Origin of the sequence: Streptomyces sp. NPDC048370 (genome assembly GCF_043200825.1) — a bacterium.
In the GTDB taxonomy this organism is placed as follows: Bacteria; Actinomycetota; Actinomycetes; order Streptomycetales; family Streptomycetaceae; genus Streptomyces.
The window spans coordinates 70,173-92,741 of the sequence record NZ_JBICYI010000020.1 but is presented as its reverse complement, the minus strand read 5'-3'; the positions used below and the strand labels follow the sequence as shown (position 1 = coordinate 92,741).

18 protein-coding genes are annotated in these 22,569 nt (G+C 71.2%); 4 read left to right on the top strand and 14 right to left on the bottom strand.

Annotation, left to right across the window (positions count from 1 at the left end):
- Positions 1-46: 46 nt before the first annotated feature.
- Positions 47-370, bottom strand: a complete 324-nt coding sequence (locus ACGFYP_RS31815) for a plasmid stabilization protein (RefSeq protein WP_361968687.1) — start codon at positions 368-370, stop codon at positions 47-49.
- A 319-nt stretch (positions 371-689) separates the two neighbouring features.
- On the opposite strand from ACGFYP_RS31815, the gene ACGFYP_RS31810 reads away from it, so the two are divergent.
- Complete coding sequence (locus tag ACGFYP_RS31810) at positions 690-845, top strand: DUF6131 family protein (RefSeq protein ID WP_393501018.1); 156 nt, start codon at positions 690-692, stop codon at positions 843-845.
- 45 nt (positions 846-890) lie between these two features.
- Here the strand turns inward: ACGFYP_RS31810 and ACGFYP_RS31805 are convergent, their stop codons facing one another.
- Positions 891-3,050 carry a RecQ family ATP-dependent DNA helicase gene (locus tag ACGFYP_RS31805; RefSeq protein ID WP_393501015.1) on the bottom strand — a complete coding sequence of 720 codons (2,160 nt, stop codon included), beginning with the start codon at positions 3,048-3,050 and terminating at the stop codon, positions 891-893.
- Between the two features lie 353 nt (positions 3,051-3,403).
- On the opposite strand from ACGFYP_RS31805, the gene ACGFYP_RS31800 reads away from it, so the two are divergent.
- A complete protein-coding gene (locus ACGFYP_RS31800; RefSeq protein ID WP_393501012.1) occupies positions 3,404-4,033 on the top strand; it encodes a hypothetical protein in 630 nt (209 codons plus the stop codon).
- 144 nt (positions 4,034-4,177) lie between these two features.
- Here the strand turns inward: ACGFYP_RS31800 and ACGFYP_RS31795 are convergent, their stop codons facing one another.
- The 6 genes from ACGFYP_RS31795 to ACGFYP_RS31770 all read right to left on the bottom strand — a co-directional run bounded on the left by ACGFYP_RS31795 (position 4,178) and on the right by ACGFYP_RS31770 (position 10,246).
- Entirely contained in the window at positions 4,178-4,804 is a 627-nt protein-coding gene (locus tag ACGFYP_RS31795) for a hypothetical protein (protein WP_393501009.1), read from the bottom strand.
- A gap of 90 nt (positions 4,805-4,894) precedes the next feature.
- Positions 4,895-5,605, bottom strand: a complete 711-nt coding sequence (locus tag ACGFYP_RS31790; RefSeq protein ID WP_361968696.1) for a ribonuclease HII — start codon at positions 5,603-5,605, stop codon at positions 4,895-4,897.
- 211 nt (positions 5,606-5,816) lie between these two features.
- Positions 5,817-7,469: a DUF4153 domain-containing protein gene (locus ACGFYP_RS31785; RefSeq protein ID WP_393501004.1), complete on the bottom strand. Its 1,653-nt coding sequence runs from the start codon at positions 7,467-7,469 to the stop codon at positions 5,817-5,819.
- Positions 7,470-7,955: 486 nt separating this feature from the next.
- Complete coding sequence (locus ACGFYP_RS31780) at positions 7,956-8,867, bottom strand: ADP-ribosylglycohydrolase family protein (RefSeq protein ID WP_393501001.1); 912 nt, start codon at positions 8,865-8,867, stop codon at positions 7,956-7,958.
- A gap of 12 nt (positions 8,868-8,879) precedes the next feature.
- Positions 8,880-9,539 carry a histidine phosphatase family protein gene (locus ACGFYP_RS31775; RefSeq protein ID WP_393500998.1) on the bottom strand — a complete coding sequence of 220 codons (660 nt, stop codon included), beginning with the start codon at positions 9,537-9,539 and terminating at the stop codon, positions 8,880-8,882.
- Between the two features lie 101 nt (positions 9,540-9,640).
- Positions 9,641-10,246, bottom strand: a complete 606-nt coding sequence (locus ACGFYP_RS31770) for a YdbC family protein (protein WP_361966142.1) — start codon at positions 10,244-10,246, stop codon at positions 9,641-9,643.
- 139 nt (positions 10,247-10,385) lie between these two features.
- Between ACGFYP_RS31770 and ACGFYP_RS31765 the strand changes: the two genes are divergently transcribed.
- Positions 10,386-10,916 carry a TerD family protein gene (locus ACGFYP_RS31765; protein ID WP_361966144.1) on the top strand — a complete coding sequence of 177 codons (531 nt, stop codon included), beginning with the start codon at positions 10,386-10,388 and terminating at the stop codon, positions 10,914-10,916.
- Positions 10,917-11,020: 104 nt separating this feature from the next.
- On the opposite strand, the gene ACGFYP_RS31760 is transcribed toward ACGFYP_RS31765, so the two are convergent.
- Together ACGFYP_RS31760 and nrdR are read right to left on the bottom strand one after the other, a co-directional pair.
- Positions 11,021-13,909, bottom strand: a complete 2,889-nt coding sequence (locus ACGFYP_RS31760; RefSeq protein WP_393500994.1) for a vitamin B12-dependent ribonucleotide reductase — start codon at positions 13,907-13,909, stop codon at positions 11,021-11,023.
- Between the two features lie 161 nt (positions 13,910-14,070).
- Positions 14,071-14,583, bottom strand: a complete 513-nt coding sequence (nrdR, locus tag ACGFYP_RS31755; protein WP_393500991.1) for a transcriptional regulator NrdR — start codon at positions 14,581-14,583, stop codon at positions 14,071-14,073.
- A gap of 477 nt (positions 14,584-15,060) precedes the next feature.
- Between nrdR and lexA the strand changes: the two genes are divergently transcribed.
- Positions 15,061-15,852 carry a transcriptional repressor LexA gene (gene lexA / locus ACGFYP_RS31750; protein WP_361966148.1) on the top strand — a complete coding sequence of 264 codons (792 nt, stop codon included), beginning with the start codon at positions 15,061-15,063 and terminating at the stop codon, positions 15,850-15,852.
- Positions 15,853-15,989: 137 nt separating this feature from the next.
- Here the strand turns inward: lexA and ACGFYP_RS31745 are convergent, their stop codons facing one another.
- From ACGFYP_RS31745 to ACGFYP_RS31730, 4 genes are all read right to left on the bottom strand, one after another.
- Entirely contained in the window at positions 15,990-17,963 is a 1,974-nt protein-coding gene (locus ACGFYP_RS31745) for an ATP-dependent DNA helicase (protein ID WP_393500988.1), read from the bottom strand.
- Between the two features lie 38 nt (positions 17,964-18,001).
- Positions 18,002-19,843, bottom strand: a complete 1,842-nt coding sequence (locus ACGFYP_RS31740; protein WP_393500985.1) for an IucA/IucC family protein — start codon at positions 19,841-19,843, stop codon at positions 18,002-18,004.
- 67 nt (positions 19,844-19,910) lie between these two features.
- A complete protein-coding gene (locus ACGFYP_RS31735) occupies positions 19,911-20,603 on the bottom strand; it encodes a GNAT family N-acetyltransferase (protein WP_393500982.1) in 693 nt (230 codons plus the stop codon).
- Positions 20,604-20,671: 68 nt separating this feature from the next.
- A complete protein-coding gene (locus tag ACGFYP_RS31730) occupies positions 20,672-22,546 on the bottom strand; it encodes an IucA/IucC family protein (protein ID WP_393500975.1) in 1,875 nt (624 codons plus the stop codon).
- Between the last annotated feature and the right edge of the window lie 23 nt (positions 22,547-22,569).

The following is a 22,569-nucleotide window of genomic DNA, read 5'->3' as shown; positions in this document are numbered from 1 at the left end:
GGGCGCGAGCCCGGGCTGTACGGGACTATGCGGTGGGGCGGGGCCCTCAGTGGCCGAGCGCGCGCTTGAGTTCCGCCTTGTCCATCTTCGAGCGGCCCTCGATGTTGCGCTGCTTCGCCTCGTTGTAGAGCTGCTCCTTCGTGGGCCCCTGCGAGCCGCTGTGGGAGCGCTGCCCGCCGCGCTTGGAGGACGACATGTCCTGGATGGACGAGCGGCTCGCGGTCTTCGACTCACCCGAGCGGGCCCGTTCCTTGTTGACGGTACGCGCGGCGATCTCCTTGGCCCGCTTGGGGCTCTCGCCGCGCTCCTCGGCGCTCTCCTTGATGTGCTCGTACTGGCGCTCACGCTTGGGGCTGGAACCGCGAGGCATGGTGACTCCACTCCTTGACTCGTGTGCGATCTCTTCGGCGAGTCCGCTACGGACCTGTCCTGCGGCTACCCGAGCACATGGACCGCATTCATCACGCACCGCCCAGGCGGCGTGGCGGCCGGGTCGAGCTCCCGCTCCAGGGCGGCCGGGACAGTACCGCCGGGCATACAGCGGCGGGATACGGGCACACGCGGCTCACGGGCGACGGGGCAAGCCGCCTTCACCGCACCGCGCCACCCCGCCCCGCACCAACCACCCGCCCTATGCGCCGTGACCTCGTCGCACCGCGAGGTCCTCCATACAGAGACTGAGGCACACCATGATCCTCATCGGAGTCGTCCTGCTCGTCATCGGATTCGTCACCGGCATCTCGATCCTGTGGACCATCGGGCTCATACTCGCCGTCATCGGCGTCGTCCTGTGGATCCTGGGAGCTGTCGGACACGCGGTGGGAGGCCGACGTCACTACTGGTAGACCGCAGCTACGAGCAGCCCCAACCAGCCCTTCTGCCGCGCGACTTCACCCTGAAGCCGCGAGAACCAGCGGCAGAACCGGCCCACTGCCGGTACGGCGGAGCAGACGGGACGCGACAGCGAGAGTCCAGCCGGAGTCGGCGTAGTCGTCCACCAGCAGGACAGGACCGGCGGCTCCCGCAACGGCCTCGGCCAGCTCCTCCGAAACGGTGAAAGCATCGAACAGACCCCTGAGCCGCTGCGCCGAGTTGCTACGACGTGCCGCTTGAGCGCCGCTCGGTCCGGTGTACGTCAAGCTGCCCAGGAAAGGCAGGCGGCCGATGGACGCGATCCCCTGCGCGAGGGAGCCGACAAGCTCCGGTCGGCGCAGGGACGGCACGGCCACGACGCCCACGGGCCGGGCGGAGGCGCCCGCCACGTTCGGCGCCCACCCACCCGGAGAGCGTGCCCAGTCGGCCAGGACGGCCACCGCCGCCTTCAGGACGTCGTCGGGAACCGTACCGTCCGGGGCGTTCTCCGCCAGCAGAGGGCGCAGGCGGTTGCCCCAGCCGATGTCCGAGAGCCGGCCGAGGGCGCGACCTGTCGAACTCTGCTCACCGGCGGGGATACGCCCCTTGAGGTCGATGCCCAGCGCCGGCATGCCGGTCGGCCACATCCGGCGCGACTCGACCTCCACACCCGGGCGGTCCAGTTCCCGTGTGGCTCCCGTCAGCGCCTCGGTCGACACGGAGGAGCCGATCCAGGCGCCTGCGCAGTTGTCGCACCGCCCGCACGGGGCCGCGCCCTCGTCGTCCAGTTGCTGCCGCAGGAACTCCATCCGGCACTGGGACGTGCTCACGTAGTCGCGCATCGCCTGCTGCTCGGCCTTCCGCTGCCGTGCCACCCATGCGTACCGCTCCGTGTCGTACACCCACGGCTGTCCCGTGCTCTCCCAGCCGCCCTTCACCCGCTTGACGGTCCCGTCCACGTCGAGGACCTTGAGCATCGTCTCCAGCCGGGTGCGCCGAAGATCCACCGCCGCCTCCAGTGCGGGCACGGACAGCGGCCGTCCCGCATCGGCGAGGGCCGCAAGGGTCTGGCGGACCTGGGTCTCGGGAGGGAAGGCGGTGTCGGCGAAGTAGCGCCAGATCGCCTCGTCCTCCTTGCCCGGCAGCATCAGCACCTCCGCGTGCTCCACCCCGCGCCCGGCACGACCCACCTGCTGGTAGTACGCGATCGGCGAGGACGGCGAGCCGAGATGGATCACGAAGCCGAGGTCGGGCTTGTCGAAGCCCATGCCCAGCGCCGAGGTCGCCACCAGCGCCTTCACCCGGTTCTGCTGCAGATCGGCCTCGGCCTGGAGCCGGTCCGCGTTCTCCGTACGGCCCGTGTAGGAGTCCACCGTGAAGCCGCGCTGCCGCAGGAACGCCGTGGCCTCCTCGGCCGCGGCCACGGTCAGGGTGTAGATGATCCCGGAGCCCGGCAGCTCGTCCAGGTGCTCGGCGAGCCAGGCCAGCCGATGGGCGGCGTCCGGCAGCTGGACGACTCCGAGCCGGAGGCTCTCCCGCTCCAGCGAGCCACGCAGGACCAGGGCCTCGCCCGCGCCCGTACCCAGCTGCTCGGCCACATCCGCGGTGACCCGAGCATTGGCCGTCGCGGTGGTGGCCAGTACCGGCACGCCGGGGGCGAGCTCGCCGAGCATGGCCCGCAGCCGGCGGTAGTCGGGCCGGAAGTCGTGTCCCCAGTCGGAGATGCAGTGCGCCTCGTCGACCACCAGGAGACCGGTCGTGACCGCCAACTTGGGAAGCACCTGCTCGCGGAAGTCCACGGAGTTGAGTCGCTCCGGGCTCACGAGGAGAACGTCGGTCTCGCCGCGCTCGACCTCCCCGTAGATGGCGTCCCATTCCTCAGGGTTGGCCGAGTTGATGGTGCGCGCCCGGATACCGGCCCGCTCCGCCGCCTCGACCTGGTTCCGCATCAGCGCCAGCAGCGGCGAGATGATCACCGTCGGACCTGACCCACGCCTGCGCAGCAGGGCGGTGGCGACGAAGTACACCGCCGACTTGCCCCAGCCGGTGCGCTGCACCACCAGCGCCCGGCGGCGATCCTCGACCAGGGCCGCCACGGCCTGCCACTGGTCCTCCCGCAGCCGCGCGGAACCCCCTGGGGCGCCGACGAGCTCAGCGAGGATGGCGTCGGCTTCGGTGCGGAGCTCCAGGTTGTCCATACCCCCATGCAACCGGATGGCACTGACAGTCGGCCAATTCACCCAGAGCGACATGGCGCACGCGAAGGGTTCGCAGGCCGTCCTGCGCCCATCAGGCGCGAGGCCTTTTCCCCTGGCGCTTGCCGTCCGACTGTGAAACGTGGAGTGAACACTAGGTGTCTGGGCAGGGATATGAGAGCCATACCGTCCCATTCCAGTCAGCGGCATCAATTGCTCGTTGCCGCTCGCGCACGGGCCAGGAAGAATTGGGAACCCGCCCGGCATGGCCCCGTACGCGGTCCGGAAGGACTGTGCCGTGGTGCGCCCTCACTCGACCCTGCCCGCCCAGCGGGCGCGTATCCGAAGGGAGGACCGTGACCTTCGGATTCGCTCCGTCCGCAGCCACTTCGATCAACTCGTCGTCCGAGTCCGCCAGCCGCCTCGCTCGGATGCTGGAGCCGGCGGAGTGGGCGGCGGCCGGAATCCCGCTGCTCCGCAACCCTCGCGAGGTCGTCAGCGGTCTGCACACCCGTCACCGGCCGACACCGGCGACGGCGGTGGTCGCCGTGCTCGACCACGAGGAGCGACTCACCGCAAGCGCGTCGTTCACGCGTCGTCCGGTCCCTGCGGACGGCTGGGAGTTCCGCAACGCGCTCCTCGCCCATCTGCGCCGCGTCATCCCGCACGATCTGCGACGCCGGACCCCAGTGCGGACGGCGGTGCTGCTCTACTGCCGTGACGGCGACGAGCGGTGGACCGAGGAGGACGGCGCCTGGATGTGGGGCCTGCGGGACGCCTGCACGCTCCACGGGCTGCGCTGTGGCGCGTACATCACGCTGACGCGCGGCGGCTGGCAGGTGCTGGGAGAAGGCCGTGGCGGTCGGTACCCAGGCTCGGGGTCGCGCCCCGCTTCACTCGGCGATGCCCCTTCCGAGCTGGGCCTCCTGACGCCGCGTACAGCCGGAGGCGCGGCCGAACCGCTGCGCCGTACGGCTGCCCGCTGAGGCGACCGCGCAGCCCCGGCAGAAGGCGGGGCCTGGGCAGAACACAGGGCAAGCCCAGAACGCGGCGCCACGGCATCAAGCGGCGAACCACGGCCCGGCCACCCCGAAGGGCAGCCGGGTCAGGACCGCGAGAGGTGATCCCGCTCAGACACCCGCGCCGAGCACGGCGTTGATGCGCTCCGGGTCACCGCAGACGATGAGCAGCGCGGTCGCCCGTCCCCTCGCCAGGGGCAGCGCCTTCGCGACGGCTTCCTCGGCTCCGCCGTTGACCGCCACCACGACCACGGGCCGGGCGGCCGCCCGCTCCACGGCGCCGGCGCCGGCGAAGAACACGTCGTCGCGGGCGTCCTGCTGGGCCCAGTAGGCGGTCTCGCCGAAGGACAGCTCGTGCGCCGTCCACGGGTGCTGCTCACCGGTGGTGAGCACAAGGATGTCGCCGGGGGCGCGGCCGGTCTCCAGGAGCAGATCGACGGCCTCTTCGGCGGCGTCGAGCGCGCCGTCGACCGGGGCCGGGATCAGCTGGATCTGCGGGCCGGTCCGCTGCTCGGAACGATTCTCCGGGGCGGAAGGGGACTGCCCGGCAGCGGGGTGCGGGCGGGGTACCGGCGGTCCGGGCCTGGCCGGTCCTGGACCGGGACGCCCGGGACGCGGCGAGGCCGCGGAACGCGGACCGGGTACGGGACGGGGGGTCGGCGCGGGGTGGCCTGCGGCCGTGCCGCGGGGACCCTGGGCACTCTCGTGAATCTGAGGCTCCTCGGGGATGAGAGGCATGGAAGGTTGTCTATCAAACGCCGGTGCGCGGGGCTCCGGCGGGTGGGCACAATCGTGCGACCCGGCTGTCGGCGAAGCCTGCCGGGAAGTTCAGAAGTCGAAGCCGAGCTGGCCCCCGCTTTCCAGTGCGACCGCCTCGGCGGAGATCCGGATCTTCTTGAGGTGCCGCCACTGGGGCAGCGCGTCGAGGTACGCCCAGGAAAGCCGGTGGTACGGGGTCGGCCCCCGCTCCTCCAGAGCGGCTTTGTGGATCGGCGAGGGGTAGCCCGCGTTGGCGCCGAAACCGAACGCCGCGCACTCCTCCGCCTCGCTCTCGAGCTCGGCCATCATCGCGTCACGCCGGACCTTGGCGATCACCGAGGCCGCCGCCACGGCGATGCAGGACTGGTCGCCCTTGATCACCGTACGGACCTGCCAGGGGCTGCCGAGGTAGTCGTGCTTCCCGTCGAGGATCACCGCGTCGGGGCGGACGGGCAGGGCGTCCAGCGCGCGTACGGCGGCCAGCCGGAGCGCGGCGGTCATGCCCAGTTCGTCGATCTCCTCGGGGGAGGCGTCGCCGAGGGCGTAGGCGGTGACCCACTTCTCCAGCTCCGCGGCCAGGGCGGTACGGCGCTTGGGGGTGATCAGCTTGGAGTCGGTGAGCCCCTCGGGGGGCCGGCGGAGGCCGGTGACGGCCGCGCAGACCGTGACGGGACCGGCCCATGCCCCGCGTCCGACCTCGTCGACCCCGGCGACGATCTTGGCGCCGGTGGTGGCTCGGAGCGAGCGCTCGACCGTGTGAGTGGGTGGTTCATAGGGCATGGCGCCAGACAGGTTACGCCGATGAACCCCGGCCGCGATACCCGGATTCCCGTCGGATGTCCGAACGGACCCCGCGAAGCCGTTCTGCGGCGGCTTGATCTGATCGCTCGCGTGCATCCGGAACGCGCGCACCCCGGTCCCTTCCGCTCGTGAGCGGCGAGGAACCGGGGTGCGCGACGGCCTGCCGACGAGCGTTCCCGCGATCCGAATGTCAGGGGGTGTCGTACGGATCGACATACGGGTCGCCGTACGGATCACCGTTCCCGTAGGGGTCGTAGTCGTCCCCTCTCGTCATCGCTCCGCACTCGGCCGGGGTCCGGTCGATCCCCCGCTCCGCCAGGAGCGTGCGCGCCCGCTCCTGCGACCAGCTGGTGGCGTACCAGGCGCCCTCGTCGGCGCGGAGGCGGATCTCGATGCCGAGCAGGGCGCAGGAGCGCTGCGGCTCGGGAAGCCGGTCGAGTGCGGGCACGGCGTCGGCCGAAAGCCGGGCGAGATAGGGAATGTCGATCTTCTTGGAGCTGCTGAACCGCTCGACGTTGCGCTCGGCGACGAGGGCGTCGGGCGAGGCCAGACCGAAGGCGAGTACGCCCGCGGCGGCGCTGACGGCCACGGCGCGCGGCAGCAGGCGGGCGCCGAAGATCCCCGCGGCCATGATCAGCAAAATGACCAGACCCAGCCAGATCTCCATGGCGGCCACCGAGATGCGCAGCCGCGTGAGCCCGTAGGCGTCCACGTACAGGTCCATCCTGCGCAGCGCGGAGGCGACCACGACGAGCGTGAGCACGCACAGGGTGCCGAGGACGGCACGGACGAGCGTGCGGTCGCGGGCGTCCGTACGCGGCGCCCAGCGCAGGGCGAGGCCGATCACCACGAGGGTGAGCAGCGTGGCCATCAGGAGCTGCCAGAAACCCTCCCGGGCGTACTCGGAGAGTTTCTGGTCGGTCTCGCTGAGGACGTTGTCGTACCCGCCGAGAAGAACGGCGAGTTGGACCGCGTTGAAGGCCGCGAAGAGCAGGTTGAGCACGATGAGTGGAAGGGCCCACTCCAGTCGCGCGCGGGCCCGGCCGGGGCGGATCGCCATCCGGTCCCAGCGCAACGGCGCGGCGGCGGTACGGGCGAGGGCGATGGCGCCGAAGAGTCCGAGCAGGAAGAGCGAGAGTCGCCAGGGCGCCTGCTCCAGCGAGATGTCGGGCATCAGGGAGCCGAGCAGGTCGGCGAAGGCGGCGTCGGCGCCGGCGAACAGCGCGCCGAAGACGACGAGCAGGGCGACGGCCACCCCGACGGTCCGCACGACCGGACCCCACCGGCCGCGGGAGCCGTCGGCCCGGTCGCGTACGCCGCGCCAGACCCAGGCGGTGCCTGAGCCGAGGGAGTCGAAGAGGCCGAGGGGCGCGAGGAGTACGCTCGGCCAGCCCCGGCCGCCGTGCAGGGCGAGCGCCGTCACGCCGAGCGCGGTGACGATCGCGAGGAAGGTCGGCCACCCGGCGTCCCGCAGGGCGGGTACGGCGAGGAGGGCGAGGCCTCCGACGGCCCAGACCAGGGTCCAGGGGCGGAGTCGGCGGCCCGCCGCCCGCGCGGCGAAGGCGGCGGCGAGGACCGCGGGAGCGGCCACGATCATCAGGTTGAGGCCGAGTCCCCCGTCGAGGAGCAGGGCGCACAGCACGGCGGTGGCCAGGACGGCCCAGAGCGTCGGAGCGGTGACCTGGGCCGGTGCGGCGGGGCGCAGTCGGGTGAGCCAGGTGTCGGCGGGGGGCGTGGGCGGCGCCCAGGGGTACGGGGCCGGACCGCCCTGCCACGCCGTGGCCGCCACGGCCCGGTGCTGCGGAGGCTGGTACGGCCCGGGCGGCACGGGACCGGCCGTCACGGCACGCGGCGGTACGGCTCCGGTCGGTACGGCTCCACCCGGCGGCGTACCGACGGAGGCTGCGTGCTCGGGCCGGGGCTCGGCGGCGGCCTGCGGCCTGGGCCCGCCAGAAGACTCAGGCCTGGGCTCAGGCCTGGGCTCAGGCCTGGGCTCCGGCGCAGGCTCCGGCTTCGTATCGGCGGCAGGCTCGGCGGCGTGCTCAGGCTTGGGCCCGGGCGCGGGCTCGCCGGCGGGCTGAGCTCTGTCCTTCGGTGGTGGATCGGACGGTATGTCGGACACGGGACCCCCTCCCGACCCGGCTCGCGCTCGGTGCCAGGGCGGCGGAGGGCTGCGGTCCGGGTGTCGCGTCGGCGCGCTCTTGACATGATCAGCGCTGCGGAGTGGCCGACTCTAACGGCGGTCCCGCCGTTCGGACCCGACCGAGCGGCGCTGTGGCAGGACCGTGACACTCACCGACCCGCTCCGTGGGTACGGGAACGGGCCGGATCAGGAGTGGATGGCGGCCGGCACCCAGTCCGGCAGGGCTTCCGTCCGCTCCGACCAGGAGGCGGGCGGCGCACCGGCCGTGCCGGAAGCCACGACTCCGCCGGCGATCGCGCAGGTGGTGTCGACGTCGCCGCCGACCTGCGCGGTCGTCCAGAACACCTGCTCGTAGTCGCCGAGGGCCCGGGCGGCCGACCAGAGCGCGAACGGCACGGTGTCGTGGGCGCTGGTACGGCGCCCGCTGCCCAGCACCGCCGCGACCGTCCCCGCGTCGCCGTAGTCGAGCATGTCGCGGGCCCTGCGCAGCCCCGCGCCAACGGCGCTGCGCGGTACGAGGGCGATCACTCCGTCCAGGAGGTCCGTGGGCGTGGGCGGACCCGCGGGATCCGCGGCGAGCGCGGCGGCGGCCGCCACGGCCATGGCGCCGACGACGGCCTCACGGTGCTGGTGCGTGGTGTACGCGGAGATCTCGGCCTGGTGGGTCGCCTGCTCCGGGTCGTCCGCGTACCAGGCGCCGAGCGGGGCGATCCGCATCGCGGCGCCGTTGCCCCACGAGCCCTGCCCGTTGAAGAGCGCGGCCGCGAGCTCGCGCCAGTCGCCGCCCTCCCGGATGAGCCGGAGCATCCGGTTGACCGCGGGCCCGTAGCCCCGGTCGAAGTCGTGGTGCTCGGCGAACGACTGCGCGAGTGCGTCCTGGTCGATCCGCCCGTGCCGTACGAGCACGGCCAGGACCGAGCCGGCCATCTCGGTGTCGTCGGTCCACTGCCAGGGGCCGGGAGGCAGCTCGCGTCGCTTGAGCAGCGGATAGTTGGCGGGGACGAAGAACTGGGAGCCCAGGGCGTCTCCCACGGCCAGCCCTCGAAGGCTGGCCAGGGCGCGTTCGAAGCGCCGGTCGAGAGAGGAGTCAGCGGTCATCGCTTCACCACTCTATCCGGTGTGGCCGTACGGTTCCGGGGTACGCCAGCGCTCGAACGGCCGGTCCAGGCTGTACCTGCCGTCCTCGCCGAGCAGCAGCGCCCGCGTCTCGCCGTTGCCCGGGTTGGACAGCGACTCGAAGTCGGCGACGGACCAGTGGAACCACCGCATGCAGAACAGCCGCATCGTCAGCCCGTGGGTCACCAGCAGGACGTTCGGCGGGTGGTCGGGCGCCTCGAAGGAGCGGTAGAGGCTCTCCAGGAACGCCCCGACCCGGTCGTACACGTCGGCCCCGGACTCGCCCTGCGCGAAGCGGCAGAAGAAGTGCCCGTACGCGTCCCGGTACGCCTTCTGCAGGCGTACGTCCTCCCTGTCCTGCCAGTTTCCCCAGTCCTGCTCCCGCAGCCGCGGCTCCTCCCGTACCCGGACCTGCTCGGGGTCGAGCCGGAACTCCCGGAAGGTCTCGTGCGTTCGGCGGTACGGAGAGACGTACACGCTGACCTGCTCCTCGCCGAACAGCTCCCGCAACCGCTCCCCCGTCTGCCGTGCCTGTCGCAGGCCTGTCTCGGTGAGCCTGAGGGCGTGGTCGGGCTCCCGTTCGTACACCGTGTCGTCGGCATTGCCCTCGGACTCTCCATGCCGTACGAGGACGATGCGCCGCGGTCGTGCCATGCCACGACCCTAGATCGCCCACTGGTCCGGCGCTCCTCCGGCCCCTCGGCAAGGCAGAGGGGCCGGGGGTCGGCGGGCTCGTCGACCCCGACGAGGGGTGGTCAGACCGTCCAGGACGGTTCGAGCTGCACCACGTCCCCGCTCAGGGCCGCCACGTCGGCCTCCGTCTGGGCCCGCAGCCCGAGCCGTTCGACGCGCTCCACGCGGTACTTGCCGTGCTCCGCGGCGGACCGCCACATCGAGAGCACCACGAACTCGTTCCCCGGCGCCTCCCCGAAGACCCCGCGCAGCATCCCGGGAGAACCGGCCATCGCCGGGTTCCACACCTTCTCCTGCATCAGCGCGAAGTGCTCGACCCGGTCCTCGTGGACGCGGCAGTGCGCCACCCGTGCCACATCGGCGTCCGTGAACTTCGGCTCGAAGCCGGTCTTCACGTCGAAACGGTGATCGAAGAGCTTGGCCTGGAGATCCTTGAACGAGCCCGACTGTGCGGCCGCGAGCCGGTCGTGCGATCGCGCCATGAACGAGTCGTAGAACGCGCGGCTCTCCCAGAACGAGAAGACATGGGCGACATCGGGCCGCGAACGGCTCCACCCTCCGCCCTGGCCCCGGAATCCCGGCTCACCCAGCAACCCCGCCCATTTCCGCTGCCCCCGCTCGAACCCCCGACGGTCCACCACGGTGCAGCGAATCCACTTGACCAGCACGGCGCCATCGTACGGGGCATTCACCCTCTGCCACCCCGTTCTCGCACCGAGTACGCATGACACCATGAACAACCGGTCGGAGACCATGGGCAGTTGACCGGGCCCGCGGTACCAGTCGTACGCAGAGAGGGAATTCACGGTGAGCGGACTCAACAAGGGGGTCGGCAAGGTCGAGGTGACGCTCAAGTGGGACCCCAGTCCGATCGGCGCCTCGGCGCACGATCTGGACATCATCGCCGGGGTCTACACGGTGGACGATCCGTACGGTTCGCCCGCCTACCTGGTGCACTTCGACAGCCGCTCCCCCGACGGCACGATCACCCTCACCCGGGACAGCCGTACGGGCCAGGGCTTCGGCTACGACGAGGCGATGGTCCTGGAGCTGAACCGGCTCGCGCCGCTCTACGCGCGCGTGGTGGTGGGAGTGGCCATACAGCAGGGTTCCGGAAGGCTGACGTTCGGCGACATCGCCAACACCGGCGTACGGGTGCGCGAGGGCTACACCGATCTCGCCACCCACGGCTTCGACGATGTCGCCGGAGCCACGGCGGCGACGGTCATGGAGTTCACCCGCGACGGATCGGAGGGCTGGTCCTACCGGTCCGTGCGCCGCGGATTCGACACGGACCCGCAGACCTTCGCCACGCTGATGGGCGGCCGGCCCGCCTGAGCCGGACTCCCCACGGGAGGCCGGCCACGAGTGGCCGGACCGGGCACGAGGAAGGGGACCGGCCCAAGGCCGGTCCCCTTCTCATTCACCGTTCAGCCGGTGGCTCAGCTGCAGCCGCTGGTGGAGCCGCAGCCCTCGCAGATGTAGCAGGAGCCGGCCCGCTGCATCTTCGTACCGCAGGAGAAGCAGAGCGGGGCGTCGGCGCTGATGCCCAGCTGCATCTCGACGAGCTCCGCCGAGGTGTGCGCCTGCTTCGGGGCCGGGACCTCCGCCTTCGGCGGGTTCGAGACGGCCTTCAGGGGCTCCGTCTGGCGCGGGGCGGACTGGGCCAGGCCCTCGACGTCCACCTCGTCGTCGGTGGGCTCGTAGGAGCCCGTCTCCAGGTGGCGCTGGCGCTCCTCGGCCGAGTGGATGCCGAGCGCGGAGCGGGTCTCGAAGGGCAGGAAGTCCAGCGCCAGGCGGCGGAAGATGTAGTCGACGATCGACTGCGCCATCCGCACGTCCGGGTCGTCCGTCATGCCGGCCGGCTCGAAGCGCATGTTGGTGAACTTCGAGACGTACGTCTCCAGGGGGACGCCGTACTGCAGACCGACGGAGACGGCGATGGAGAAGGCGTCCATCATGCCGGCGAGCGTCGAACCCTGCTTCGACATCTTCAGGAAGACCTCGCCGAGACCGTCGTCCGGGTAGGAGTTGGCGGTCATGTAGCCCTCGGCGCCACCGACGGTGAAGGAGGTGGTGATCCCCGGGCGGCCCTTGGGCAGACGCTTGCGGACCGGGCGGTACTCGACGACCTTCTCGACGGCCTCGCGGATCGTCGCCTCGGACTTCGCGGTGACCTCGGCCTTCTCCTCCTCCTTCTTCTTGGCGGAGAGGGGCTGGCCGACCTTGCAGTTGTCGCGGTAGATCGCGAGCGCCTTGACGCCCATCTTCCAGGCCTCGAAGTAGACCTCCTCGACGTCCTCGACCGTGGCCGTCTCCGGCAGGTTCACGGTCTTGGAGAGGGCGCCGGAGATCCACGGCTGGATGGCGGCCATCATGCGGACGTGGCCCATCGCGGAGATGGAACGCTCGCCCATGGCGCAGTCGAAGACCTCGTAGTGCTCGGTCTTGAGGCCGGGAGCGTCGATCACGTTGCCGTGCTCGGCGATGTGGGCGACGATCGCCTCGATCTGCTCCTCCTGGTAACCCAGGCGGCGCAGGGCCTGCGGGACCGTGCCGTTGACGATCTGCATCGAGCCGCCGCCGACCAGCTTCTTGAACTTGACCAGGGCGAGGTCGGGCTCGAGGCCGGTGGTGTCGCAGGACATCGCGAGACCGATGGTGCCGGTCGGGGCGATGACCGACGCCTGGGCGTTGCGGAAGCCGTTCTTGGCGCCGAGGCGGATCACGTCCTGCCAGGCCTCCGTGGCGGCGGCCCAGATCGCCGAGTCGAGGTCGTCCACGTGGACGGCCGCGGTGTTGGCGTCGGCGTGCTGCTTCATGACGCGCTGGTGCGGCTCGGCGTTGCGGGCGTAGCCGTCGTACGGGCCGACGACCGCGGCCAGCTCGGCGGAGCGCTTGTACGAGGTGCCGGTCATCAACGAGGTGATGGCACCGGCGAGGGCGCGGCCGCCGTCGGAGTCGTACGCGTGGCCGGTGGCCATGAGCAGAGCGCCGAGGTTGGCGTAGCCGATGCCCAGCTGGCGGAAGGCGCGGGTGTTCTCGCCGATCTTCTGGGTGGGGAAGTCGGCGAAGCAGATGGAGATGTCCATCGCGGTGATGACCAGCTCGACGACCTTGGCGAAGCGCTCGACGTCGAAGGACTGGTTGCCCTTGCCGTCGTCCTTGAGGAACTTCATCAGGTTCAGCGAGGCGAGGTTGCAGGACGTGTTGTCCAGGTGCATGTACTCGCTGCACGGGTTCGAGCCGTTGATCCGGCCGGACTCGGGGCAGGTGTGCCAGCGGTTGATGGTGTCGTCGTACTGGATGCCCGGGTCGGCGCAGGCCCAGGCGGCCTCGGCCATCTTGCGGAACAGCGACTTGGCCTCGACCTCCTCGATGACCTCACCGGTCATGCGGGCGCGCAGGCCGAACTTGCCGCCGGTCTCGACGGCCTTCATGAACTCGTCGTTCACACGGACCGAGTTGTTGGCGTTCTGGTACTGGACGGACGTGATGTCGTCGCCGCCCAGGTCCATGTCGAAGCCCGCGTCGCGCAGGGCGCGGATCTTCTCCTCCTCCTTGACCTTGGTCTCGATGAAGTCCTCGATGTCGGGGTGGTCGACGTCGAGGATGACCATCTTGGCCGCACGGCGCGTGGCGCCGCCCGACTTGATCGTTCCTGCGGAGGCGTCGGCGCCGCGCATGAAGGAGACCGGGCCGGAGGCGTTGCCGCCGGAGGAGAGCAACTCCTTGGAGGAGCGGATGCGGGAGAGGTTCAGGCCTGCGCCGGAGCCGCCCTTGAAGATCATGCCCTCTTCCTTGTACCAGTCGAGGATCGACTCCATGGAGTCGTCGACGGACAGGATGAAGCAGGCGGAGACCTGCTGGGGCTGCGGCGTGCCGACGTTGAACCACACCGGGGAGTTGAAGCTGAAGATCTGGTGCAGGAGGGCGTAGGCCAGCTCGTGCTCGAAGATCTCGGCGTCGGCGGGGGACGCGAAGTAGCCGTGCTCCTCGCCGGCCTTCGTGTAGGTCTTCACGATCCGGTCGATGAGCTGCTTGAGACCGGTCTCGCGCTGCGGGGTGCCGACGGCCCCGCGGAAGTACTTGCTGGTGACGATGTTGACCGCGTTCACCGACCAGAAGTCGGGGAACTCGACGCCACGCTGCTCGAAGTTGACCGAGCCGTCGCGCCAGTTGGTCATGACGACGTCACGACGCTCCCAGACAACCTCGTCGTACGGATGCACGCCGGGGGTGGTGTGGATGCGCTCGATACGCAGGCCCTTGCTGGCCTTGGTTCCCTTGGCGCGGGAACCTCGTGCCGGACCGCTCGCCGTCTCTGTCATGCCGCCTCCCATATACGGGCAAAACACGCTTAAGTGCCCAGATAATCCCAGGGCACTGTCTTCTTGTCTGCTGTCGCGAACGCCGCTGAGAGCGCCCGTGACACGTCTTTTCGGCCGCGACGCGGCCGGCCACGACCGGACCCCTCGGTCCGGCCCGCCGGTCAGTCGGCGGCGGTGGCGGGAACGGGGACCTCGGGGGTCGCTCCGGTCCCGCCACCCTCTGCGGAGGGCCGTCGCTCGCGGAGTTCCGCGACGGCGGCCTCGAAGTCGTCGAGGCTTTCGAAAGCCTTGTAAACGGATGCGAAGCGCAGGTACGCGACGAGGTCGAGCTCCTGCAATGGGCCGAGGATGGCCAGACCCACGTCGTGGGTGGTCAGCTCGGCGCTCCCGGTGGCGCGCACCGCCTCCTCGACCCGCTGGCCGAGCTTGGCGAGGGCGTCCTCGGTCACGGGCCGCCCCTGGCATGCCTTGCGCACACCGGAGATGACCTTGGTGCGGCTGAAGGGTTCGGTCACGCCCGAGCGCTTCACCACCATGAGCGAGCACGTCTCCACCGTCGTGAAACGACGGGAGCAGTCGGGGCACTGGCGGCGGCGTCGGATCGACGTCCCGTCGTCGGTGGTGCGACTGTCGACGACACGGCTGTCGGGGTGCCTGCAGAAGGGGCAATGCATGGTTCCGACCCTCCCTCGCGGCACGACTGAATAGCCTCGCCGGGCCCGTCAAGGCCCTCGAAGCGACCACCAGCATAGGCGATGCGGATCCCCCCGGAAGACCGGGGACCACTACTTGTAGGTGGCTGATGCAATCCAACCACTAGATCTAGGGTTCAGCCCGTTTCCGGCACTTCGCGCGTGTCGCGCGGTCCATGGACCCCGACCGGCCACGAGGGTACGGGAAACGCGCGGCTCCGCCGATTCGGGCCCGCCGGGTGCGAGACTGGAACGGCACCCCCCGCCCGCGTGCGGCGCACGGCCGAACGGTACCGTAATGACCGAATTGCCATCGGCGCCCGGGCTCGCATATACACCCAGCCGCGAACACACGTAAGGCAATCTGCGTTTTTTCACTCGAACGTGTGTTTGGCGCAACCTTTCGAAAGCCACTACCGTTGTGCCAGCCAGGGAGACCATTCGAGAGGGGCCGCCGACGTGACCACCACCGCAGACAGTGCCACCATCACTGCCCAGGACCGCTCCCAGGGCCGACTCGAGCCGGTGCATGCCATGAATGACGCAGCCACGAACGGGGACGGGGAGCCAGGCCGACCTGCGCGCTCGTTGCCCGGACGACCTCCAGGCATCCGGGCCGACAGCTCGGGCCTCACCGACCGCCAGCGCAGGGTCATCGAGGTCATCCGGGACTCGGTCCAGCGGCGCGGATACCCGCCGTCGATGCGCGAGATCGGTCAGGCGGTGGGCCTCTCCAGCACCTCCTCCGTCGCGCATCAGCTGATGGCGCTGGAGCGCAAGGGCTTCCTGCGCCGTGACCCGCACCGCCCCCGGGCGTACGAGGTTCGCGGCTCCGACCAGCCGAGCACCCAGCCGACGGACACGACCGGCAAGCCCGCCGCGTCGTACGTCCCCCTCGTCGGCCGGATCGCCGCAGGTGGCCCGATCCTCGCCGAGGAGTCCGTCGAGGACGTCTTCCCGCTCCCCCGCCAGCTGGTGGGTGACGGCGAGCTCTTCGTTCTGAAGGTCGTCGGCGACTCGATGATCGAGGCCGCGATCTGCGACGGGGACTGGGTCACCGTCCGCCGCCAGCCGGTCGCGGAGAACGGAGACATCGTCGCCGCCATGCTCGACGGCGAGGCCACCGTCAAGCGCTTCAAGCGCGAGGACGGCCACGTCTGGCTGCTGCCGCACAACGCGGCGTACCAGCCGATCCCTGGTGACGAGGCCACCATCCTCGGCAAGGTCGTGGCGGTACTGCGGCGGGTGTGACAGCACCTGGCCGGCTCTGACCGGGCCCCGGGACCCACTGCGCCGGTCCCGGGGCCCTGCTCTGTCTTCTCCCGGGTCCTGCCCTGCCGCGGCAGGACCCGGTCCATGTCTCAGCCCCTCAGGCTCCTGCCGCGGTCTCAGACTCCTGCCGCCTTCGACGCGGCGTCGATCGCCGCAAGCGACTTCCTCACCTGGTTGCGATCCGTCGTGTACCAGAAGTCGGGCAGCGAAGCCTTGAGATAGCTGCCGTACCGGGCCGTGGCGAGCCGCGGATCGAGTACGGCGACCACTCCACGGTCTCCGGTGGCCCGGACGAGACGTCCGGCGCCCTGGGCCATCAGCAGGGCCGCGTGCGTGGCCGCCACGGCCATGAAGCCGTTGCCGCCCGCGTCCTCCACCGCCTTCTGGCGGGCGCTCATCAGCGGGTCGTCGGGGCGCGGGAAGGGGATCTTGTCCATGACGACCAGCTGACAGCTCGCCCCCGGAACGTCCACGCCCTGCCAGAGGGAGAGCGTGCCGAAGAGGCAGGTCTGCGGGTCGGCGGAGAAGTTCTTGATCAGCTCGCCGAGCGTGTCCTCGCCCTGGAGGAGGATCGGGTACTCGGGGATCCGGGTGCGCAGCTCCTCGGCGGCGAGCTGGGCGGCCCGCATCGAGGAGAACAGGCCGAGCGTCCGGCCACCCGCCGCCTGCACCAGCTCCGTGAGCTCGTCGAGCATGTCCGTCCGGTCGCCGTCCCGCGCCGGGCGGGCCAGGTGCTTGGCGACGTAGAGGATCCCCTGCTTGGGGTAGTCGAACGGCGAGCCGACGTCGATGCCCTTCCACTCCGGGATGTCGTCGCCCTGGGTGCCCTCGGGAGCCAGCCCCAGGGAGGCGCCGACCCCGTTGAAGTCGCCGCCCAGCTTCAGGGTGGCCGAGGTGAGGACGACGGAGCGGTCCGCGAAGAGCTTCTCGCGCAGCAGCCCCGACACGGAGAGCGGCGCGACCCTCAGGGATGCGCCGAAACGGTCGTGGCGTTCGTACCAGACGACGTCCCACTCGGAGCCCTGAGTGATGCGCTCGGCGACGGAGTGGACGTTCTCCACGAAGGCGAGGGCCTGCTTGCGGACGGCGTCCTCGTCCTGGACGGACTTGTCCCGGGTGGTGCCGAGCGCCGAGATCACCGCGCGCGAGGCGTCCCGCAGCGCCATCAGCGCGTAGCCGAGGTCCTCGGGGATCTCCTCAAGACGGCCCGGCAGGGCCAGCTCCATCAGCCGCTCGAAGCCCTCCGCGGCCGTCTGGAGCTGGTCGGCGACCTTCTCGTCGACCAGCTTCGCCGACCGGCGGACCGCGCGGTTGACCTGGCCCGGGGTGAGCTCGCCCGTGGCGACCCCGGTGACCCGCGAGACGAGCTCATGGGCCTCGTCCACGATCAGCACTTCGTGCTGCGGCAGCACGGGAGCACCCTCGATCGCGTCGATGGCGAGCAGGGCGTGATTGGTGACGACGACCTCCGCCAGCTTGGCCCGCTCCCGGGCCGCCTCGGCGAAGCACTCGGCCCCGTACGCGCACTTGGTCGCGCCCAGACACTCGCGCGAGGAGACCGACACCTGGGCCCAGGCGCGGTCCGAGACACCGGGGGTCAGATCGTCCCGGTCCCCGGTCTCCGTCTCGTCCGACCAGTCGCGGAGCCTCAGCAGGTCCTGTCCCAGCTTGCTGGTCGGGGCCGCTGCCTCGAAGGGGTCGAAGAGGCCCTCCTCCTCGTCCTGGGGCACGCCCTCGTGGAGGCGGTGAAGGCAGAGGTAGTTCGACCGCCCCTTGAGCATCGCGAACTCCGGACGGCGGCGCAGCTGCGGGTGCAGCGCCTCGACCGTGCGCGGAAGGTCGCGCTCGACCAGCTGGCGCTGGAGCGCCAGGGTGGCCGTGGCGACCACCACGCGCTCACCGTGTGCCAGCGCCGGCACCAGATAGCCGAGGGACTTTCCGGTGCCGGTGCCGGCCTGGACCAGCAGGTGGGAGCTGTCGTCGATGGCCTCGGCAACGGCCTCGGCCATGGTGACCTGGCCGGGCCGCTCCACCCCGCCGACGGCGGAGACGGCGGCGTGCAGGAGGTCGGGGAGGGATGGCTTCGTCATAGCGCGTCCACCCTACGGCGCGGCACTGACAGTCGGATTCACGCGAGCGGATTCGGCACCGTTCCGTGCACGGCGGCGTGGGGCCGCTGGGGGCGGTCGCGGTAGCCGTCCAGGTGCAGACGGTTCCGGTTGAGGCAGAGCCGCTCGATCCGTGGGGCCAGGAGATCGAAGAGCTCGAACCGTTCCTTCAGCTCCGGGAAGCGCGCCTGGTGCCGCAGGATCTCGGCCCGTACGAGCGCCCAGAAGTCGGCTTCCGGTACGGCGAGTTGGTCCTCGCAGAGCGGCGCCAGGTAGCGGAAGACGCCGACGAACAGCCCTGAATGGATGAACTGGGTGAGGAAGTCGGGTTCCTCCGTGAGCAGGACGGCCCGGACGTCGTCGGGCATGGGGTCGTGCTCGGGCAGGGGGTGGGCGCTGATGTTGACGTCGTCGACGAAGTCCTTGATCGCCAGGCGTACGGGAACGTCACTGTCGTCGAAGACGACGATGGCGTTCTCGCCGTGCGGGGAGAAAACGGTTCCGTACTGGTAGAGGAAGTGCAGCAGCGGAGGGAGCAGGGCGGCGAAGAGCCGTCGGAGCCAGACCGTGGGGGCGAGCCCGGACCGCTCGACGAGTTCGGCGACGAAGGCGCGGCCGTGCGGGTCCGTGTGCAGCAGGGCGGCCAGGGTCCGGGCGCGTTCGCCGGGCGGGAGCCTGAGCGGTTCGCGCCAGATCGCGCCGAGGAGCTCCTTGTACTGGTACGGGACCTCGGGGAGCCGGTCGTAGAGGGGGTGCTCGACGGTGACGGAGGCGACTTCACCGAGCAGGACCACCCCGCATTCGTCGCGCAGGAAGGGGTCGGCGTCGCGGAGCCCGTGGACCCAGGCGGTGACGGCGGGTGCGGCGAGGGTCCTCTCCGTGGGGAGTCCGCGCCAGACGAGCGTGTTGAGCACGGACAGCGGCAGCTTCACGGTGTGCCGGTCGGGCCTGCTCGTGTTGAGGAAGGTGCGGATGGACTGCTGCGGGAGGCGCAGGTCTCCGTCGGCGGGCAGGGGGACGATCGCGCCGGCCGCGACGGCGGGGGCGTAGAGCGGAAGGATGATCTCGTCCCACTGCCAGGGGTGGACGGGCAGGAGGAGGTACCGGTCGGGGTCGAGGCCGCGGGCGCGCAGCGTGGCCCGGTAGGTCTCGCGGACGTCGGTGTCGAGTTCGCGGTCGTAGAGCCGGTCGGGGGTGTCGAGGCCGGGGACTCCGCGATAGGCGGCGAGGTCGGTGCTGACGGCGATCCACGGCAGGCTCGCGGGGCGGCGGGCTTCGGGGGCCCAGCGGGCCGCGTCGGTGGCGGAGAAGCCGATCCGGCCTTTGTTGAGGACGAGCCAGGGGTGACCGGTCTGGTGGCCTTCGAGTTCGGCGTATCCGAGGTCGGCGAGGCGGTCGGACGTGAGGGCCGACTGGTCGAGGCGGGCGTCGGCGGCGAGCGTGGTCGTGAGCTCGCGGATCAGATGGCCGAGGGTGGCGCCGTCGAGGTTCAGGAGGCGGCGCGCGCGGACCAGGAAGTCGAGCGGGTCGGTCAGCGGCCGCCCCCCGTCGAGCGCGAGCGAGTCGGGGGCGAGGCGCCAGCTTCCGTAGGCGCCCCGGCGGGCCGTGAACGTCAGGGTCGAGCCGTCGTCGAGGCGCAGGGCGTAGCGGCGGGGGCCGTCGGGGGTTTCGGACGCGGTGCCGGGCGGGGTGTCGGGCGGAGTGTCGGACGCGGAGTCGTCCGCCGGGACGGGCTCGACGATCTCTTCGTACGCGAACTCGGCGATGGTCTTGGTGAGCAGGCGGGCGGCGGCCCGGTTCCAGGCCTCGGAGGTCAGCTCGGGCGGTGCGAGCAGTACGGAGTCGTGGGTGGCAGGGGACATCGGCACGAGGACTCCTCGGGGTGGGAACCGCTGTGGGTCGAGCGGTGTATGTAAGGCAGGGAGGCGTTCACAGGACGTGACGAAGGGCGCGTTCGCGGACCATGAGGGCGGCTCGCTTGTCAGGAAGGTCGACTTCCGCCGAGAGGCGGAAGCCGGCGCTCAAGAAGGCTGAGACGGAAGGGGTGTTGCGTAGGTCGGGTTCGGCGATGACACGGCTGCACCGGGGGCGATGGTCGAGCGCGAGATCGGCGACGGCACGGAGCAGCGCGCTGCCGACACCACGGCCTCGGTCGGCGACGCCGCCGAGGAGGAGGTGGATGCCGGTGTCGTGCGGGCGGGCCGGATAGTGCCGGGCGAGCGGGTCGAGGTCGGCGCGGTAGATCTCGAAGTAGCTCATGGGGGTGGAGTCGAGGACTCCGAGACAGGGCACGCTGCGGCCGTCGCCGTCGAGTTGGGCGCGGATGTGGGTGGCCGTGACGGTCTCGGGGCCGGCGAGCTCCCAGAAGGCGGCGACGGCCGGGTCGTTCATCCACCGGGTGATGAGGTCCAGGTCGCGTTCGAGCCGGACGGGTACGAGGCGGAACGAGCCGACGGGGGTGGTGACCGGGCCCCACGAGGCGACCGCGTCGAGGAGGTGGCCGTCCGTGGTCGCCGGGCCCTCACCGGCCGCGATCAGGGCGACGAGTTCGTCCGAGAGGTGCAGGTCCAGGGTGTCGTCGCCGCCCGTGTCGGTGGCGGGTCGCGCATCGGTGGGAGGCACAGCGGGGCTCTCCTCTCGGCGGTTCGGTCGGCCGGCGGTCTCTCGGCCGTGCGGTCGGGGTGTGAGTTTCAGGAGCGGAGGGGGTTGGTGATGGTGACGTAGACGGACTGGGTGTCGACGGGTCCGACGAGTTCGTCGAGGCCGTGCAGACGGGTGAGGAGGTTGGCCTTGCAGCGCAGCGTGGCGGCCTCCAGGAGCCGGTGCGGCAGCGGCGAGCCGAGGCTGGTGGCGGAGGTGAGGAACTGGCGGAATCCGGCGAGTAGGACGCGTTCGTCGGCGAGGTGCTGGGCGCCGAAGGCCCCGATGAGTCCGAGGACGTTGTTGATGCCGAGGTAGTAGGCGAAGCGTTCGTCGGTGACCTGGTCGGAGACGAAGGTGTCGCTGGTGGCGCCGATGCCGGGGAGGCGGCTCTCCAGCTCGTCGCGGCGGGACTCGCGGAAGTAGTAGCCCTGGTTGTCGCGGTAGCGGCCGCCGATGGGCCAGCCGTCCGGGTCGAGGAGCACCAGGGTGTTCTGCTGGTGGGCCTCCAGGGCGACTCCGGCCACGCCGTCGAGCCAGAGGACGGGGCGGACGACCTGGTCGAGGTAGCGCAGGAACCACTCGGCGGCGACGGCGGCCGTCGGGCGGCCGGTGCGGGCGGCGAGGCGGGTGACGATGTCGGTGAGCCGGGAGCGCATCCGCGTGGTGCCGGGCCAGGGGCGCGGGGCGGTGAGCGCGGCGATGCAGACGGCGTCGTCGCCGGCGGCGAAGGGGTTGTGCCGGATCATGACGTCGAGCCCGGGGACGGGCGCTCCGTCCGGGGTGTCGACGGCGAGCCAGGCGGGGTCGCGGACGATGTCGAAGCCGGGGTGCGCGGCCTGCCACTGGTCGACGAGGCCCGTGCGCAGGAGCCGGTGGACCTCGACTCCGCGGTGGAGCTCCTTGCGGAGGTTCTCACGGCGGGAGTTGGTGATGCGGACGCCGAGGGAGAGCTTGAGCATCGTGCGGGCGCCGGGCCGGTGCACGGTGCGGACGGAGGAGGTGGGGTGCCAGGCGGCGCCGGAGGGGCCGAGGTCGTGGAGGAGACCTGCGTCGATGAGGGAGGCGACGGCGGGGCGGTGGGTCAGTTCGCGTGCCTGCCAGGGGTGCAGCGGCAACGGGACGGTACCGGCGGGCACTTCGAGGCCTTCGGCGAGTCCGGTGGCGAGTTGGGCGGCGCTGACCGGGCGGCCCTGTTCCGTCCAGGCGGAGTCGGAGGCGAGGAGTGAGGGGGCGACAGCCATCCAGTGGAGCGGGAAGGAGCCGTACAGCTCGGGCGAGTAGAGCCGGGCCTCGGCGTCGGAGAGTCCTTCGCGGCTCTTGGGGGTCGGGTGGAGCGGGTGGCCGAGGAGCAGGGACTGCTCGGCGGCGAGGAAGAGGTCCGCCTCCGGGCCGGGGGTCGGACGGCGGCGCCGGTCGGTGATGAAGTCGGCGGTGCGACGGGCCGAGTCGGCGACACGGCCGACGAGTTCGGTGCCTTCGGGGCGGCCGGTCTCCCGGCTGATCAGGGCGGCGACGGTGACCGCGTCGACGCGGGGCGCGGTGGGGTGAAGGCCTTCGAGGGCGGGGGCTCCGAAGCGGTGCCATCCCGTGGGCGACCAGTAGAGGACGGGGACGAGGAGGGCGGTGCCGCTGGCTTCGAGGGGGATGCGCAGGGTGTTCGAGCCGGGGGCGGGCAGGTTCTTCTCCCGTACCCAGCAGCGGAGCAGGTTCTCGATGGTCGCCGTGTCGGCGGCGCGCTGCGGATCCGGGTCGTCGAGGTGGTCCTGCCGGGTCGCGCCGGCACCCGCGGCCGTCCGCGCGGGCGTGGGCTGGGTGTCGTACGGGCCGGAGTGCTGGCGCGGGACGGTGGCCTGTTCGACGGTGAGCGGGCCGTGTGCGGCGCTGCCGGTGTCGGACGCTTCGGAGGCGGGGCTGGCGTTCACGGGGGGCTTCCTTGTGAGGGTGT

Bases quoted from the DNA above. Each gene is read 5' to 3' on its own strand.
- ACGFYP_RS31795 (WP_393501009.1), bottom strand. From the start codon at position 4,804: ATGCCTCTCATCCCCGAGGAGCCTCAGATTCACGAGAGTGCCCAGGGT.
- ACGFYP_RS31780 (WP_393501001.1), bottom strand. From the start codon at position 8,867: ATGACCGCTGACTCCTCTCTCGACCGGCGCTTCGAACGCGCCCTGGCC.
- ACGFYP_RS31805 (WP_393501015.1), bottom strand. From the start codon at position 3,050: ATGGACAACCTGGAGCTCCGCACCGAAGCCGACGCCATCCTCGCTGAG.
- ACGFYP_RS31775 (WP_393500998.1), bottom strand. From the start codon at position 9,539: ATGGCACGACCGCGGCGCATCGTCCTCGTACGGCATGGAGAGTCCGAG.
- nrdR (WP_393500991.1), bottom strand. From the start codon at position 14,583: ATGCATTGCCCCTTCTGCAGGCACCCCGACAGCCGTGTCGTCGACAGT.
- ACGFYP_RS31810 (WP_393501018.1), top strand. From the start codon at position 690: ATGATCCTCATCGGAGTCGTCCTGCTCGTCATCGGATTCGTCACCGGC.
- ACGFYP_RS31760 (WP_393500994.1), bottom strand. From the start codon at position 13,909: ATGACAGAGACGGCGAGCGGTCCGGCACGAGGTTCCCGCGCCAAGGGA.
- ACGFYP_RS31745 (WP_393500988.1), bottom strand. From the start codon at position 17,963: ATGACGAAGCCATCCCTCCCCGACCTCCTGCACGCCGCCGTCTCCGCC.
- ACGFYP_RS31815 (WP_361968687.1), bottom strand. From the start codon at position 370: ATGCCTCGCGGTTCCAGCCCCAAGCGTGAGCGCCAGTACGAGCACATC.
- ACGFYP_RS31790 (WP_361968696.1), bottom strand. From the start codon at position 5,605: ATGCCCTATGAACCACCCACTCACACGGTCGAGCGCTCGCTCCGAGCC.
- ACGFYP_RS31740 (WP_393500985.1), bottom strand. From the start codon at position 19,843: ATGTCCCCTGCCACCCACGACTCCGTACTGCTCGCACCGCCCGAGCTG.